This window comes from Pseudomonas sp. VI4.1 (genome assembly GCF_002029345.1).
Classification (GTDB): domain Bacteria; phylum Pseudomonadota; class Gammaproteobacteria; order Pseudomonadales; family Pseudomonadaceae; genus Aquipseudomonas.
In genome coordinates this window covers 14,109-28,583 of the sequence record NZ_MULM01000132.1, presented here as the reverse complement: position 1 = coordinate 28,583, position 14,475 = coordinate 14,109, and the positions used below count along the sequence as shown (strand labels likewise).

12 protein-coding genes, 4 tRNA genes and 1 pseudogene are annotated in these 14,475 nt (G+C 60.2%); 8 read left to right on the top strand and 9 right to left on the bottom strand.

All coding sequences use genetic code 11. The features are described 5' to 3' along the window. Positions 1–100 precede the first annotated feature (100 nt). Genes BZ163_RS10160 through BZ163_RS10145 form a run of 4 tightly spaced genes read left to right on the top strand, consistent with a single transcriptional unit; the run spans position 101 to position 2,836 of the window. A complete protein-coding gene (locus BZ163_RS10160; protein WP_007970534.1) occupies positions 101–727 on the top strand; it encodes a DUF1780 domain-containing protein in 627 nt (208 codons plus the stop codon). Further along, the gene (locus BZ163_RS10155) at positions 724–1,251 is read left to right on the top strand and encodes an MOSC domain-containing protein (RefSeq protein WP_128870794.1); all 528 of its coding nucleotides are present in this window, start codon (positions 724–726) and stop codon (positions 1,249–1,251) included. The genes BZ163_RS10160 and BZ163_RS10155 overlap by 4 nt, the downstream gene beginning before the upstream one ends. A 52-nt stretch (positions 1,252–1,303) precedes the next feature. Further along, positions 1,304–1,477, top strand: a complete 174-nt coding sequence (locus BZ163_RS10150; RefSeq protein ID WP_128870793.1) for a DUF3094 domain-containing protein — start codon at positions 1,304–1,306, stop codon at positions 1,475–1,477. 60 nt (positions 1,478–1,537) lie between these two features. Then, positions 1,538–2,836, top strand: coding sequence for an NAD(P)/FAD-dependent oxidoreductase (locus BZ163_RS10145; RefSeq protein ID WP_128870792.1), 1,299 nt, complete (start codon positions 1,538–1,540; stop codon positions 2,834–2,836). A 246-nt stretch (positions 2,837–3,082) separates the two neighbouring features. Here BZ163_RS10145 and BZ163_RS10140 read toward each other — a convergent pair. The 7 genes and pseudogenes from BZ163_RS10140 to rluD form a co-directional block, all read right to left on the bottom strand. Next, a tRNA-Pro gene (locus BZ163_RS10140) sits at positions 3,083–3,159 on the bottom strand. A 96-nt stretch (positions 3,160–3,255) separates the two neighbouring features. Then, positions 3,256–3,331, bottom strand: a tRNA-Lys gene (locus tag BZ163_RS10135). Positions 3,332–3,336: 5 nt separating this feature from the next. After that, positions 3,337–3,413 (bottom strand) — tRNA-Pro (locus BZ163_RS10130). Between the two features lie 9 nt (positions 3,414–3,422). Beyond that, positions 3,423–3,498, bottom strand: a tRNA-Asn gene (locus BZ163_RS10125). 392 nt (positions 3,499–3,890) lie between these two features. Further along, positions 3,891–6,454 (bottom strand): annotated as a pseudogene (gene clpB, locus BZ163_RS10115) (ATP-dependent chaperone ClpB). A 130-nt stretch (positions 6,455–6,584) separates the two neighbouring features. Further along, on the bottom strand, positions 6,585–7,310 hold the full coding sequence (gene pgeF, locus BZ163_RS10110; RefSeq protein WP_128870790.1) for a peptidoglycan editing factor PgeF: 726 nt from the start codon (positions 7,308–7,310) through the stop codon (positions 6,585–6,587). Beyond that, positions 7,307–8,269 carry a 23S rRNA pseudouridine(1911/1915/1917) synthase RluD gene (gene rluD / locus BZ163_RS10105; RefSeq protein ID WP_128870789.1) on the bottom strand — a complete coding sequence of 321 codons (963 nt, stop codon included), beginning with the start codon at positions 8,267–8,269 and terminating at the stop codon, positions 7,307–7,309. The genes pgeF and rluD overlap by 4 nt, the downstream gene beginning before the upstream one ends. A gap of 151 nt (positions 8,270–8,420) precedes the next feature. Here rluD and BZ163_RS10100 point away from each other — a divergent pair, with 151 nt between their 5' ends. The 4 genes from BZ163_RS10100 to BZ163_RS10085 all read left to right on the top strand — a co-directional run bounded on the left by BZ163_RS10100 (position 8,421) and on the right by BZ163_RS10085 (position 12,774). Beyond that, positions 8,421–9,443, top strand: coding sequence for an outer membrane protein assembly factor BamD (locus BZ163_RS10100; protein ID WP_128870788.1), 1,023 nt, complete (start codon positions 8,421–8,423; stop codon positions 9,441–9,443). Between the two features lie 175 nt (positions 9,444–9,618). After that, positions 9,619–9,852 (top strand): PP0621 family protein, encoded by a 234-nt coding sequence (locus BZ163_RS10095; RefSeq protein ID WP_128870787.1) that lies wholly within the window; start codon positions 9,619–9,621, stop codon positions 9,850–9,852. Next, on the top strand, positions 9,842–11,431 hold the full coding sequence (locus BZ163_RS10090) for a PAS domain-containing sensor histidine kinase (protein ID WP_128870786.1): 1,590 nt from the start codon (positions 9,842–9,844) through the stop codon (positions 11,429–11,431). The genes BZ163_RS10095 and BZ163_RS10090 overlap by 11 nt, the downstream gene beginning before the upstream one ends. Continuing rightward, positions 11,428–12,774: a sigma-54 dependent transcriptional regulator gene (locus BZ163_RS10085; protein ID WP_128870785.1), complete on the top strand. Its 1,347-nt coding sequence runs from the start codon at positions 11,428–11,430 to the stop codon at positions 12,772–12,774. Before BZ163_RS10090 ends, BZ163_RS10085 begins: the two co-directional genes overlap by 4 nt. 131 nt (positions 12,775–12,905) lie before the next feature. On the opposite strand, the gene thiO is transcribed toward BZ163_RS10085, so the two are convergent. Together thiO and BZ163_RS10075 are read right to left on the bottom strand one after the other, a co-directional pair. Further along, positions 12,906–14,006, bottom strand: coding sequence for a glycine oxidase ThiO (gene thiO / locus BZ163_RS10080; protein WP_128870784.1), 1,101 nt, complete (start codon positions 14,004–14,006; stop codon positions 12,906–12,908). A gap of 54 nt (positions 14,007–14,060) precedes the next feature. After that, the gene (locus BZ163_RS10075) at positions 14,061–14,462 is read right to left on the bottom strand and encodes a type IV pilin protein (RefSeq protein WP_128870783.1); all 402 of its coding nucleotides are present in this window, start codon (positions 14,460–14,462) and stop codon (positions 14,061–14,063) included. Between the last annotated feature and the right edge of the window lie 13 nt (positions 14,463–14,475).

Below are 14,475 nucleotides of genomic sequence, written 5' to 3'. Positions count from 1 at the left end.
AGGTGTTGCGGGGATGACGCGCGGCAGATCCGGCAGATTTCTGACCCGCTGCGATAAACTGTCTTCTTTGCGATCGCATTTGAACGCTAAGCTTGGGCTTATGGATGATTCAGATTACTTACGCCTGCTGACCATTGCGGCCGAGCAAGCCAACGCGTTTCTCTCCAATGCCCGCAAATGGGAGCGTGAGCGTTGGGTGTGCCAGCGCCTGTTGCAGGGGCTGAACATTCCCTACCGCGCCGACGAGTTCGCACCGGCCGGAGAGCCGCCGGACGTGCTGTTCCGTGACGCCAGTTTCGAGGTGTTCTTCGTCCTCGACGAAGGCCGGCGCCTCAACGACGAGTGGCGCGATGAACTGCAACGCCGACGCAGCGCATTCTCCCTGAGCCAGCTGGTGCGCCGCGAGGCCAAGCCCCGGCGCATTCCGGCCAACGAGTTCTTGCTGAGACTGGCACCGACCTTGCGCAAAAAAGCGCATAACTACAAAGAACGCGGCATGGACCTGGGGGAGCTGGACATCATCGCCTTCGCCAGCCTCAAGCGCGAAGTGCTGGACCTCAACAGTCATTTCCCGCCGCCTACCGAGTACCTGCGCCAGGGCTGGCGTTCGTTGTCACTGGTCGGCCCGACCTTCGCACGGGTGCTGTTCGCGCACCCGGATGCGCCGGATTTCCTGCGCAGCAACCTGGGTCGCAGCATTGTGTTCGACGTCGGGATCAGTCTGTGAGTCCATTGCAGGCGTTGATTGCCGAAGTGCCGCAACAGGGTCGCGTTCGCTGGATCGGCGTGCGACCGGAGCGTCATGCGCCAATGATCGAGCTCGATGCCGTGGAAGCACGTCTCGAGGCTGGCTTGACCGGTGATCGCGCCCGCCCGGGCATACGCAATGCGCGCCAGGTGACGCTGATTCAGTGGGAACATCTGGCGGTGATCAGTTCGCTGATGGGCCGCGCGGATGACCACCCGGTGCGACCTCAGGACCTGCGGCGCAATATAGTCGTCAGCGGCATCAATCTGTTCAGCCTCAAAGGCCGACGCTTCAGGATCGGCCAGGCGATTTTCGAAACCACCGGCTGGTGTCAGCCCTGTGCCCGCCTGCAAACCAACCTCGGCCCCGGGACCTTTCAGGCCGTGCGCGGACATGGCGGAATCACCGCCCGGGTGTTACAAAGTGGAATCATTCGCCTGGACGATACGGTGCGCGTCGAGCCTGTCCCGGACAGCGGCTATGCTCCGTTCAACGTGGGATAACCCGCCTGTAGCTTCCAGACATTCAGCAACGTCTACCTGACGAGGCCCGAAAATGACCAGCCGCCTGAAACCCGAAGACCAGAAGCATGTCGAAGAGTACCTGCACTTGTCCCAGCACCGAGTCGAGCGCCGGCCTTTTCGGCCGTGGATGCTCCTGGTGGTGGTATTGGCAGTGACCATTGGCCTGGGCCTGTTGAGCCGATTTATCAGTTACCTGACGCTATGAGCTGCCTTGCGCTCGCTCGGGTAATCGCACCGATTTCTTTTAGCCTTGCGAGATATCCCCATGACTCATCGTATTGTCATCGTTGGCGGCGGCGCCGGCGGTCTGGAGTTGGCTACCCGTCTGGGTAAGACTCTGGGCAAGCGTGGCACGGCCAGCGTGATGCTGGTCGACGCGAACCTGACCCACATCTGGAAACCGCTGTTGCACGAAGTGGCGGCCGGTTCCCTGAACTCTTCCGAAGACGAACTCAACTATGTTGCCCAGGCAAAATGGAACCACTTCGGGTTCCAGCTGGGGCGCATGAGCGGGCTTGATCGCGCCCGGAAGAAAATCCAGCTGGCCGCGACCTATGACGAAGCCGGCGTGGAGCTGGTCCCGGCCCGGGAACTGGGCTACGACTCGCTGGTCATTGCCGTTGGCAGCACCACCAACGATTTCGGCACCCAGGGCGCGGCGCAGCATTGCCTGTTCCTCGACACCCGCAAGCAGGCCGAGCGCTTCCATCAGCAATTGCTCAACCATTACCTGCGCGCCCACGCCGGGCAAACCGACACGGTCGAGCAGATCAGCGTCGCCATCGTCGGCGCCGGTGCCACCGGGGTCGAACTGGCCGCCGAGCTGCACAACGCCGCCCATGAACTGGCGGCCTATGGCCTGGACCGGATCAAGCCGGAAAACATGCACATCACCCTGATCGAAGCCGGGCCACGGGTGCTGCCTGCGCTGCCGGAACGGATCGGCGGGCCGGTGCATAAGACCCTGGAGAAACTAGGGGTCAATGTCATGACCAATGCCGCCGTCAGCGAAGTGACCGCCGACAGCCTGATCACCGCCGACGGCAAAGTGATCAATGCCAGCCTGAAAGTCTGGGCGGCCGGGATTCGCGCACCGGGCTTTCTCAAGGACATCGATGGCCTGGAGACCAACCGCATCAATCAACTGCAAGTGCTGCCGACCCTGCAAACCACCCGCGACGACAACATCTTCGCCTTCGGCGACTGCGCGGCCTGCCCGCAGCCGGGCACCGATCGCAACGTGCCGCCACGGGCCCAGGCTGCGCATCAGCAGGCGTCGTTGCTGGCCAAATCGCTGAAATTGCGGATCGAAGGCAAGGCACTGCCCGAGTACAAGTACACCGACTACGGCTCGTTGATCTCGCTGTCGCGTTTTTCGGCTGTGGGTAACTTGATGGGCAACCTGACTGGCAGCGTGATGCTCGAAGGTTGGCTGGCACGGATGTTTTATGTGTCGCTGTACCGCATGCACCAGATGGCCCTGTATGGCGCGTTCCGCACGGCGATGCTGATGCTGGGCAGCAAGATCGGGCGCGGGACTGAGCCTCGACTCAAACTGCACTAAATATTCGACGTCTGTTAATACCTCATCGCGGGCAAGCCACGCTCCCACAGGTTATGTGTCGACCTTTGAATTCGGTCCGACACTTGACCTGTGGGAGCGGGCTTGCCCGCGATGCCGACGCCTCGGTCTAACCTGCGGACACCTCCATAGCGCCCGCCCCGCTTCTTTTCCCAAGATCCGGGGCTTTTTTGCGTTTGCAGCAGACAAAAAAAATCCCCGTATCTTTCGATACGAGGATTTTTAATATGGTCGGGGTAAGGGGATTCGAACTCCTGACATCCTGCTCCCAAAGCAGGCGCGCTACCGGACTGCGCTATACCCCGGTAAAAAAAAGGCGACCTTTACAAGTCGCCTTCTTCGATCAGCGCTTTTGGCCTCTGATCTTAAGATCTGATCCCAGCGTTAACTGGTTTCAAAAATGGTGGGTCGTGTGGGATTCGAACCTACGACCAATTGGTTAAAAGCCAACTGCTCTACCAACTGAGCTAACGACCCAAAAATGGTCGGGGTAAGGGGATTCGAACTCCTGACATCCTGCTCCCAAAGCAGGCGCGCTACCGGACTGCGCTATACCCCGGTTTGAAATTGGCTCCGTGACCAGGACTCGAACCTGGGACCCAATGATTAACAGTCATTTGCTCTACCGACTGAGCTATCACGGAACTACATATTTCAATTTACAACTTTGAAGCTTTACCGCGTTCTCTTCGACTCGTTCGCATCGCTGCGTTCGTGTGTCTGAGGCGCGCTATTCTACAATCTTCAGCACCTCTGTCAACCCCCTAAATTGCTTTCAAGTTAATGATTTGCAACTTATTTTGGATTCCTGCTTGGGGAGCGGAAACCCTTCGGAGCGACTTACTGCGGGGCGCACTTTACAAGCCTTTTCCTTAGAGTTCAACAGCCTGGCGAAAAAAAGGCCTCGCGATGCGAGACATCTTGCAGGAGCGAGCTTGCTCGCGAAAAACTTCAGAACAACACGCTCATCCAGACAGCGCGCGTTATCGTTGACGTCCATCGCGAGCGAGCTCGCTCCTACAGTAGTTGCAGCGGATCAGGCGAAGACGATTTCGTCGTTTTCCACGACACCCTTGGCGGTATCGCCGGGCATGAAACGTCCCGACAGAATCAGCTGCGCCAACGGGTTCTCGATCCAGCGCTGGATCGCTCGCTTGAGCGGTCGTGCACCGTATACCGGGTCGTAGCCGACTGCGATCAGCTTGTCCATCGCCTCCGGGCTGAGTTCCAGCTTCAGTTCCCGTTCGGTCAGACGAGCACGCAGACGCCCCAACTGGATCTCGGTAATGCCTGCGATCTGATCCCGCGCCAGCGGCTCGAAGATCACCACTTCGTCGACCCGGTTGATGAACTCCGGCCGGAAGTGCGTGGAAATCGCATCCATCACCGCCGCGCGTTGCGCTTCACGATCACCGACCAGTTCCTGGATCTGCACCGACCCCAGGTTGGACGTCATGACAATCACGGTATTCTTGAAATCCACCGTGCGGCCATGGCTGTCGGTCAGGCGGCCATCTTCAAGCACTTGCAGCAAGATGTTGAAGACGTCCGGGTGGGCCTTCTCGACCTCGTCCAGGAGGATCACCGAATAAGGCTTGCGACGCACCGCCTCGGTCAGGTAACCGCCTTCTTCATAGCCTACGTAGCCTGGTGGCGCACCGATCAGTCGCGACACGGAATGTTTCTCCATGAATTCGGACATGTCGATGCGCACCATCGCCTCTTCGGTATCAAAGAGGAACTCGGCCAGCGCCTTGCACAACTCGGTTTTACCGACCCCGGTCGGGCCGAGGAACATGAACGAGCCGCTCGGGCGATTCGGGTCGGACAATCCGGCCCGCGAACGCCGTACCGCGTTGGACACGGCAACCACCGCTTCGTCCTGGCCGATCACACGCTGGTGCAACAGGCTTTCCATCTTCATCAGCTTGTCGCGCTCGCCTTCGAGCATTTTCGACACCGGAATGCCGGTCCACTTCGACACGACTTCGGCGATCTCTTCTTCAGTCACCTTGCTGCGCAGCAACTGGTTTTCGCTTTTGCCGTGCTGGTCGACCATCTGCAGGCTGCGCTCCAGGTCCGGGATCACCCCGTATTGCAGCTCGGCCATGCGGTTCAGGTCGCCTTTGCGGCGCGCGCTTCCAGTTCCTGACGGGACTGTTCGATTTTCTGCTGGATCTGCGCCGAGCCCTGGACTTCGGCCTTTTCCGCATTCCAGATTTCTTCCAGGTCCGAGTACTCACGTTCGAGCCGGGCGATTTCTTCCTGGAGTTTTTCCAGGCGTTTCTTCGCCGCGTCGTCGCTTTCTTTCTTCAGCGCCTGGGATTCGACCTTCAGCTGAATCAGGCGCCGCTCCAGACGGTCCAGCACTTCCGGCTTGGAGTCGATTTCCATGCGGATGCGGCTGGCGGCTTCGTCGATCAGGTCGATGGCCTTGTCCGGCAACTGACGATCGGTGATGTAGCGATGGCTGAGCTTGGCGGCGGCAATGATCGCGCCGTCGGTGATCGCCACCTTGTGGTGAACCTCGTAGCGCTCTTTCAGGCCACGCAGGATAGCGATGGTGTCTTCTTCGCTCGGCTCATCCACCAGGACTTTCTGGAAGCGCCGTTCGAGGGCGGCATCCTTCTCTATATATTGGCGGTACTCGTTGAGCGTGGTTGCGCCGACGCAATGCAGCTCACCGCGAGCCAGTGCCGGCTTGAGCATGTTGCCGGCATCCATCGAGCCTTCGCCCTTGCCGGCGCCGACCATGGTATGCAGCTCGTCGATGAACAGGATGATCTGCCCTTCCTGCTTCGACAGCTCGTTGAGCAGGGATTTGAGGCGCTCCTCGAACTCGCCGCGATATTTGGCACCGGCAATCAGCGACCCCATGTCCAGGGACAGCAGGCGCTTGCCTTTCAGGCCATCGGGCACTTCACCGTTGATGATGCGCTGGGCCAGGCCTTCTGCGATCGCGGTTTTACCCACGCCAGGTTCACCGATCAGCACCGGGTTGTTCTTGGTGCGACGTTGCAGCACCTGGATGGTCCGGCGAATTTCATCGTCACGGCCGATCACCGGATCGAGCTTGCCTTCTTCGGCGCGCCTGGTCAGGTCGACGGTGTATTTGTCCAGGGCCTGGCGCGACTCCTCGTGGTTGGCGTCATTGACGGCCTCACCGCCACGCAGGTTGGTGATCGCGTTTTCCAGGGCTTTTTTGCTCACGCCCTGGCCGAGCAACAACTTGCCAAGCTTGCTGTTCTCGTCCATGGCGGCGAGCAGCACCAGTTCACTGGAAATGAACTGGTCGCCCTTCTGCTGGGCCAGGCGATCGGCCTGGTTGAGCAGGCGCGCCAGATCCTGCGACATATTGACGTCGCCGGTCGGGTTCTGGATTTTCGGCAGCTGATCGAGCTCTTTGGTCAGCGCTTTACGCAGGCTGTTGACGTCGAAGCCCACCTGCATCAGCAGCGGCTTGATCGAACCACCCTGCTGTTCAAGCATGGCTTGCATCAAATGCGCGGGCTCAATAGCCGGATGATCGAGGCCGACGGCCAGGGATTGGGCGTCGGACAAGGCTAACTGCAACTTACTGGTTAAACGATCTATACGCATGGGTCACCTTCCTTTTGAGCAGGCCGGACCGATAAAACATCCTGAATGAAGAAACCTGCCAGATACCTCATTAGATGTGGTCGATTCTGGGAGATTCAAGCGTCTTGATGTTGATGCAGGTCAGACAAGTCTAGCGTTCGAGCCAGATCAGGGAGGCAAACCGACCAGTGCGAGGAGCGCGGCGGTAAGAAAAGAAGCGCGGATCGGTCACGGTGCAGAAACCACCGCCATAGACGGCTGTGACACCGCGGGCAGCCAGGCGCAAACGCGCCAGTTGATAGATATCAGCCATGAATTTGCCAGCATTTGCGCTCGGCACAAAGGCCTCGGCGGCTTCAGGCAGTTGCCGGACGAAGGTTTCGCGTACTTCCGGGCCGACTTCAAAGGCTTGCGAGCCTATGGCCGGGCCGAGCCACGCCAGCACGTCGGCAGGTGGCACGGCCAGGCTGTCGAGGGTGGCTTCCAGCACGCCCGCCGCCAGCCCGCGCCAACCGGCATGGGCCGCCGCCACACGAGTGCCGGCACGGTCGCAGAAGAGTACTGGCAGACAATCGGCGGTCATCGCCGTGCAAGCGATACCGGGCGTTGCCGTCCAGCTGGCGTCGGCAGTCGCCACCAGGCCCGGGTCGGCATGAGCCACGGCAATGCCGTGAACCTGCTGCAACCAGGCCGGTTGAATAGAGAACCGAGCGGTGAGGCGACGGCGGTTTTCGGCAACGGCTTCGGGGCTGTCGTCGACGTGATCGCCCAGGTTGAGGCTGTCGAACGGCGCCAGACTGACGCCGCCCGCACGGGTGGTCACACAGGCTTTCACCCCGGCCGGCGCGGGCCAGTCGGGAATCAGCCAGTCACTCATCCGATGAACGCCTCGCGGTCTTGCTTGAGCAGTGTCAGCAACCAGACGAAGTCGTCCGGCAGTGGCGATTCCCAACTCATGCGTTTACCGGTGGTCGGATGATCCAGCTCCAGGAACCGCGCGTGCAGTGCCTGACGCGGAAAAGCCTTCAACGATTCGATCATGGTCACACTGGCTGCCGGCGGGATGCGGAAACGACCGCCGTAGGCAGGATCTCCGACCAACGGGAAGTTGATGTGGGCCATGTGGACCCGAATCTGGTGCGTACGACCGGTTTCCAGCTTGACCCGCACGTGAGTGTGGGAGCGGAAACGCTCGAGCACGCGGTAATGGCTGACGGCCTGTTTGCCACCTTCCATGACGGCCATGCGCTGGCGTTGCTGGCCATGACGACCGATCGGCGCGTTGATCTTGCCGCCGGCGGTGACCACACCGATCACGATGCATTCGTAGATCCGGCTGACGCTGCGACTTTGCAGTTGCGTGACCAGTTGGGTCTGCGCCTGAATAGTCTTGGCCACCACCATCAGACCGGTGGTGTCCTTGTCCAGGCGATGCACGATACCGGCGCGGGGCACATTGATAATGTCCGGCACATGGTGCAGCAAGGCGTTGAGCAAGGTGCCATCAGCATGACCGGCAGCCGGATGCACCACCAGGCCCGCAGGCTTGTTGATCACCAGGATGTCGTCGTCTTCATAGACAATGTCCAGCTCGATGTCTTGAGCGATCCATTCGCCCTGAGCTTCCTGCTCGGCAGTCAGTTCAAGAATGGCGCCACCGTGAACGATGTCTCGCGGGCGGATAACCGCCCCATCCACAGTCAGGCGGCCGTCTTTGATCCAGGCGGAAAGGCGCGAGCGCGAGTGCTCAGCGAATAATTGTGCGGCGACTTGATCGAGGCGTTGGCCGCCCAATTCGGACGGCACCTCTGCGCTAAGTTCAATTTTATCGGACATGCTCAGACTAGGCGTCGGCACAGCTTTTGGTTTCGGCTGCGCGCTTGTGGTTAAATACGGCGTCTTTTGCCCCGAAGCTATTCAACGGGGCGCTCATCATAACAGGACGGCCCCGCCCAAGACAGCGGCCGTCATAGGGACGCAAGCCGCCATGCAAGTGAAACACCTGCTGCTGATCGCCATCCTCGCATTGACCGCTGCTTGCTCATCGAAGGAAGTCGTAGATGAAAACCTGAGCGAAGTCGAGCTGTACCAGCAGGCTCAGCACGATCTGGACAATAGCAACTACACCAGCGCCACAGCCAAGCTGAAGGCCCTGGAGTCGCGTTATCCGTTCGGTCGCTACGCTGATCAGGCTCAACTCGAGCTCATCTATGCCAACTACAAGAACACCGAGCCAGAGGCTGCGAAGTCCGCCGCCGAGCGTTTCATTCGTCTGCACCCACAGCATCCGAACGTCGATTACGCGTATTACCTCAAAGGTCTGACTTCTTTCGACCAGGACGTCGGCCTGCTGTCGCGCTTCCTGCCGCTGGACATGACCAAGCGTGACCCGGGTGCCGCTCGCGACTCCTACAACGAGTTCGCCCAGCTGACCAGCCGCTTCCCGAACAGCCGCTACTCGCCGGACGCCAAGCAGCGCATGATCTACCTGCGCAACCTGCTGGCCGCTTACGAGATTCACGTTGCCGACTATTACCTGACCCGTCAGGCCTATGTCGCCGCCGCGAACCGTGGTCGCTACGTGGTGGAAAACTTTCAGGAAACCCCAGCGGTCGGTGACGGCCTGGCGGTGATGACCGAGGCCTACCAGCGTCTGCACCTGGACGAACTGGCCAACACCAGCCTCGAAACCCTGAAGCTCAACTACCCGAACCATCCAAGCCTGGTCGACGGTCAGTTCACGCCGTCGGTCGACGAAGCCGACAACCGTTCGTGGTTGAGCAAGGCCACCCTGGGCCTGATCGAATCCCGTCCGCCGCTGCCGCCGGGCGAAACCCGCGCCAACCAGGACGTACAGAAGCAGTTCCAGGAAGCCAAGGACGCGATTCCAAGCGATCTCAAGCCTAAAGATGCAGATGGCGACGTGATCGAAGAAGAGGAACACGAGTCCGAAGCCAACAACAGCGACCGCTCGTGGTTCAGCTACATGACCTTCGGCGTGTTCGACTGATATACGGCGACTCTGTAGGAGCGAGCTTGCTCGCGATGGACGTCAACGATGACGCGTTTCTTCTGAGTAAACGCGTCATCTAAAGATTTTTCGCGAGCAAGCTCGCTCCTACTGGCTGTGCGCAGGTCATGTCCTTGCTAAACTGGCTGATCATTAGCTAATAAAGCAGCTCGCCATGCTTCGTTTATTGTTCTGGATCGCCCTGATAGCCGCTGCGGTATGGTTCTGGCGCAAGTTCAAGGCTTCTTCCTCCGCCCCCAAGTCCTCCGCCGAGCTGGAAGCAGCACCGATGGTCCGCTGCGCACATTGCGGCGTCCACCTGCCCCGCGACCGCGCACTCAACCTCCAACAACAGTGGTATTGCAGCCAGGCTCACCTTGAGCAAGGCCCGGGTTCAAGTGACCGCTGAGACGTCCAGTCCCGGCAGCAAACAGGCCCAGCGACTGCTGCGTCTCTATCATCTTTACCGTTTAAGCGTCGGCCTCACCCTGGTGTTGCTGATCTCCAGCAACATGGACAACCAGTTGCTGAAGTTCGCCAATGACGACTTATTGCGCACTGGCAGCTGGCTGTACCTGATACTCAATATTCTGCTGGTGGTGTTTCTTGAGAACACCCGTCGCCCGGCGCAATTGTTCAGTCTCGCGCTGACCGACGTGCTGCTGCTGTGCGGCCTGTTCTACGCCGGTGGCGGCGTGGCCAGCGCCATTGGCAATCTGCTGATCGTGTCGGTGGCGATCAGCAACACCTTGTTGCGCCGGCATATCGGCTTGCTGATTGCCGCTGTCGGCGCGCTCGGCATCGTCGGGCTGAGCCTGCTGATAAGCTTCAGCCACCCGACCAGCCCCAACGACTACCTGCAAGTCGGCACGCTGGGGGCCCTGTGCTTCGCCGCAGCATTGTTGGTACAAGGCCTGATGCGGCGCCTGGAAGTCAGTGAAAGCCTGGCCGAGCAACGGGCCAGCGAAGTGGTCGGCCTCGAAGCCCTCAATGCGCTGATCCTGCAACGCATGCGCACCGGCATCCTGGTACTCGACGACAAGCGACGGGTGCAACTGGCCAACCACGGCGCGCTGACACTGCTGGGGCAGGACGGGCTTGAAGGCCATCTGATCGATGATTACTCGCCCACCCTGGTCGAACGCCTGCAACTGTGGCGCAACAATCCGACGCTGCGGCCCCAGAGCATTAAAGTCGACGGTAGTGGCCTGGAGCTGCAACCGAGCTTTATCGCCCTGGACCAAAGCCCCCATTACCAGATTCTGGTGTTTCTCGAAGACCTCGCCCAGATCGCCCAACAGGCCCAACAATTGAAACTCGCCGCCCTCGGCCGCCTGACAGCCGGCATTGCCCATGAAATACGCAATCCATTGGGCGCCATCAGTCACGCCGCGCAGCTATTACACGAATCAGAGGAACTCAATGGCGCGGATCGACGTCTGACCCAGATTATTCAAGACCACTCTCAGCGAATGAATCGGGTAATCGAAAACGTCCTGCAACTGTCCCGCCGCCAACAAACCGTGGCGCATCGGCTTGACCTGAAGCCGTGGCTGGAACAGTTCGTCGCCGAAACCCGCGAGCGCGCGACCACGCGTCAGCAGATTCACCTGCACATAGGGTCGGGCGACTTCAAAACCCTGATGGACCCGAACCAGTTGACCCAGATACTCGACAATCTGGTGCGCAACGGCTGGCGCCATAGCATCCAGGTCCACGACCAGGCGCAGGTCTGGCTCGAATTGTTTGTCGACCGCGACAGCCAGCTGCCGATTCTCGAAGTCCGGGACGATGGAACCGGCGTGGCACCGGACCATCAGGCGCAGCTGTTCGAACCGTTCTTCACCACCAGCACCCAAGGAACGGGGCTTGGACTTTATCTGTCCCGTGAGCTGTGCGAAAGCAACCAGGCCCGCCTAGACTTCAAACCACGCCAAGGCGGCGGCTGCTTTCGTATCACCTTTGCTCACGGACGGAAACAAAGTTGAACACAAGCCCACGGCAAAAAGTCCTGATCGTCGACGACGAGCCGGACATCCGCGAACTCCTGGAAATCACCCTGGGACGGATGAATCTCGACACTTTCAGTGCCCGCAACGTAGGCGCAGCCCAGGCGCTGCTGACGCGCGAGACCTTCGACCTGTGCCTGACCGACATGCGCCTGCCGGACGGCACCGGCCTGGAGCTGGTGCATTACATCCAGCAACGCCATACACAGGTTCCGGTGGCAATGATTACGGCCTATGGCAGCCTTGAAACAGCGATCAACGCACTCAAGGCCGGGGCCTTCGATTTCCTGACCAAACCGGTGGACCTTTCCCGGCTGCGGGAACTGGTCACCAGCGCCCTGCGCCTGACCGCGCCGGACGGCGCCCGCAGCACCGTCGATCGGCAGTTGCTGGGTGACTCATTGCCCATGCGCAACCTGCGCAAACACATCGACAAACTGGCCCGCAGTCAGGCCCCGGTGTACATCAGCGGCGAGTCTGGCAGCGGCAAGGAACTGGTCGCGCGGCTGATCCACGAGCAGGGGCCGCGGGCCAACCGACCCTTTATCCCGGTGAACTGCGGGGCGATCCCCTCGGAATTGATGGAAAGCGAGTTTTTCGGCCACCGCAAAGGCAGCTTCAGTGGCGCCATCGAGGACAAGCCCGGCCTGTTCCAGGCGGCCCATGGCGGTACGCTGTTCCTCGACGAAGTGGCTGACTTGCCACTGGCGATGCAGGTCAAACTCCTGCGGGCGATTCAGGAAAAAGCCGTGCGCAGTGTCGGTGGCCAGCAGGAAACCGTGGTCGATGTGCGCATCCTCTGCGCCACCCACAAAGACCTCGACGCTGAAGTCGCCGCCGAGCGCTTCCGCCAGGATTTGTACTACCGGCTGAACGTGATCGAGCTGCGGGTTCCGTCCTTGCGCGAACGTCGCGACGATATAGAGACCCTGGCCATCCATGTTCTCAAACGCCTGGCAGCCGGCAGCGGCCAGCCCGCCACCAGACTCCACCCACACGCCCTCGACGCGCTGAAAAGCTATCGTTTTCCGGGCAATGTGCGGGAACTGGAGAACATGCTCGAACGGGCGCACACGCTGTGTGACAACCAACAGATCGAAGCCGGCGACCTGCGATTGGCCGAAGGCAACTGTGCCGCGGAGGGCGGTGTGCCGGACCTGACGCAGATCGACAACCTGGAGGATTATCTGGAAAACGTCGAGCGCAAACTGATCCTCCAGGCGCTGGAGGAAACCCGCTGGAACCGTACGGCGGCGGCTCAGCGGTTGAATCTTTCGTTTCGGTCGATGCGTTATCGGCTCAAGAAGCTCGGTTTGGATTAAGGGCCCCTTCGCGAGCAAGCCCGCTCCCACATTTGATCTCTGCGGTTCATAAATAATATGTCCACTGGAGGTCTAATGTGGGAGCGGGCTTGCTCGCGAAGGCGATCTGACAGGCGCTCAAAACCCCGCGTCTAGATCCGCCCTTCTGGCGCATACGGCGCCGGATCGATAATCGGCTCACGCCCCACCATCACATCCGCAAACAACTGACACGACGCCGGCGCCAACACCAGTCCATTGCGGTAATGCCCGCAGTTGAGCCACAGGCCCTCAAAACCGGGCACCCGGCCAATGTAAGGAATGCCCTCCGGCGAACCCGGCCGCAATCCGGCCCAATGCCCGACCACTTCGGCCTCCGCCAATGCCGGAATCAACTCCACCGCGGATGCCTTCAGGCTGTCCAGGGCGGACTCGGTCGGTGTCTTGTCGAACCCTTCATGCTCCAGGGTACTGCCAATCAGAATGTGCCCGTCGCGCCGAGGAATCGCATAACGCCCCTTGGCCAGGACCATGCTCGGCAGAAAGTCCGCCGCGCACTTGTAAAGAATCATCTGTCCCTTGACCGGTTCCACCGGCAGGTCCAGACCCAGGCTCTTGAGCAGATCACCACTCCAGGCGCCAGCCGTCAGCACCACCTGATCGCCACGAATGGCGCCCGCCGAGGTTTGCACCCCGACCACAGCAGCGCCTTCACGGATGAACCCGCTGACTTCGCAGTGCTCATGAATCGTCACGTTCGGCAGCGCCAGCAACGCAGCCTTGAGGGATTTCACCAACCGCGGATTGCGCACATTGGCCACATCGGCCATGTAGATCGCCCGAGAAAAACCGGCACCGAGCACCGGCACCGCATCGTGGGCCGCCGAGATATCCACAGCCCGCAACGGCCGGTTTTCACGCTCGGCCCAGGCAAGCGCTTCGGCTTCGTCATCGAGATCCAGCCAGTACAACCCGGTGGTGTGCACTTCAGGATCAATCCCGGTCGCCGCGAACAACCGCTCGCCCAGCTGCGGATAAAAATCCTGGGACCAATGGGCCAACGCGGTGACCGCCGGGTTGTAGCGCCATGGATAGAGCGGCGAGACGATTCCGCCACCGGCCCAGGAGGACTCCTGGCCGACATTCGCGCGATCCAGCAATACAACGCTCTGCACTTCGGACGCGAGATTGAATGCGGTCAGCAAACCTATTACGCCGCCACCGACAATCACCACTTGCTGTTGCCTGGTCATGTTCTGATCCAACCGTTAAATAGACAGAGGGCGAAAAGGCGCCCGAAAAAGAGTTCAGCGACCCCAGCAATCCTTGGTGGCCAGGCCGGCTGCTGCATTCTCCATGCTCCTGACGCCGGTGTTGGTGATGGTGAAATCCCCACACTTGTCCGTCGCCATGGCGCTGCCGGCCTTGCGCACAGCCGTCAACTTGAAAGCCTGATCGGTCAAGGCCGGAGTAATCGTGTAGAAATCATTGCCCGCGCTCAAGCCGGTGGCGCCGGTGTAGACATTCGACTTCGAATAAAACCGTTCGAGAATCTGCGCCTGCTCCGAGAGCAAACCCGCCACCTCAGTCCGGCGGCCTTTCTTCACGTACTCGGTGAGGCTCGGGTAGCCAATGGTGATGACGATCCCGATGATCGCAATCACGATCATGATTTCAATCAGGGTAAAACCTCGGTTGGTTCTGCGCATGCCTCAACTCTCA

Coding starts and splice junctions, on each gene's coding strand:
- BZ163_RS10145 (WP_128870792.1), top strand. CDS start 1,538: ATGACTCATCGTATTGTCATCGTTGGCGGCGGCGCCGGCGGTCTGGAG.
- BZ163_RS10160 (WP_007970534.1), top strand. CDS start 101: ATGGATGATTCAGATTACTTACGCCTGCTGACCATTGCGGCCGAGCAA.
- rluD (WP_128870789.1), bottom strand. CDS start 8,269: ATGTCCGATAAAATTGAACTTAGCGCAGAGGTGCCGTCCGAATTGGGC.
- BZ163_RS10075 (WP_128870783.1), bottom strand. CDS start 14,462: ATGCGCAGAACCAACCGAGGTTTTACCCTGATTGAAATCATGATCGTG.
- pgeF (WP_128870790.1), bottom strand. CDS start 7,310: ATGAGTGACTGGCTGATTCCCGACTGGCCCGCGCCGGCCGGGGTGAAA.
- BZ163_RS10095 (WP_128870787.1), top strand. CDS start 9,619: ATGCTTCGTTTATTGTTCTGGATCGCCCTGATAGCCGCTGCGGTATGG.
- BZ163_RS10150 (WP_128870793.1), top strand. CDS start 1,304: ATGACCAGCCGCCTGAAACCCGAAGACCAGAAGCATGTCGAAGAGTAC.
- BZ163_RS10100 (WP_128870788.1), top strand. CDS start 8,421: ATGCAAGTGAAACACCTGCTGCTGATCGCCATCCTCGCATTGACCGCT.
- thiO (WP_128870784.1), bottom strand. CDS start 14,006: ATGACCAGGCAACAGCAAGTGGTGATTGTCGGTGGCGGCGTAATAGGT.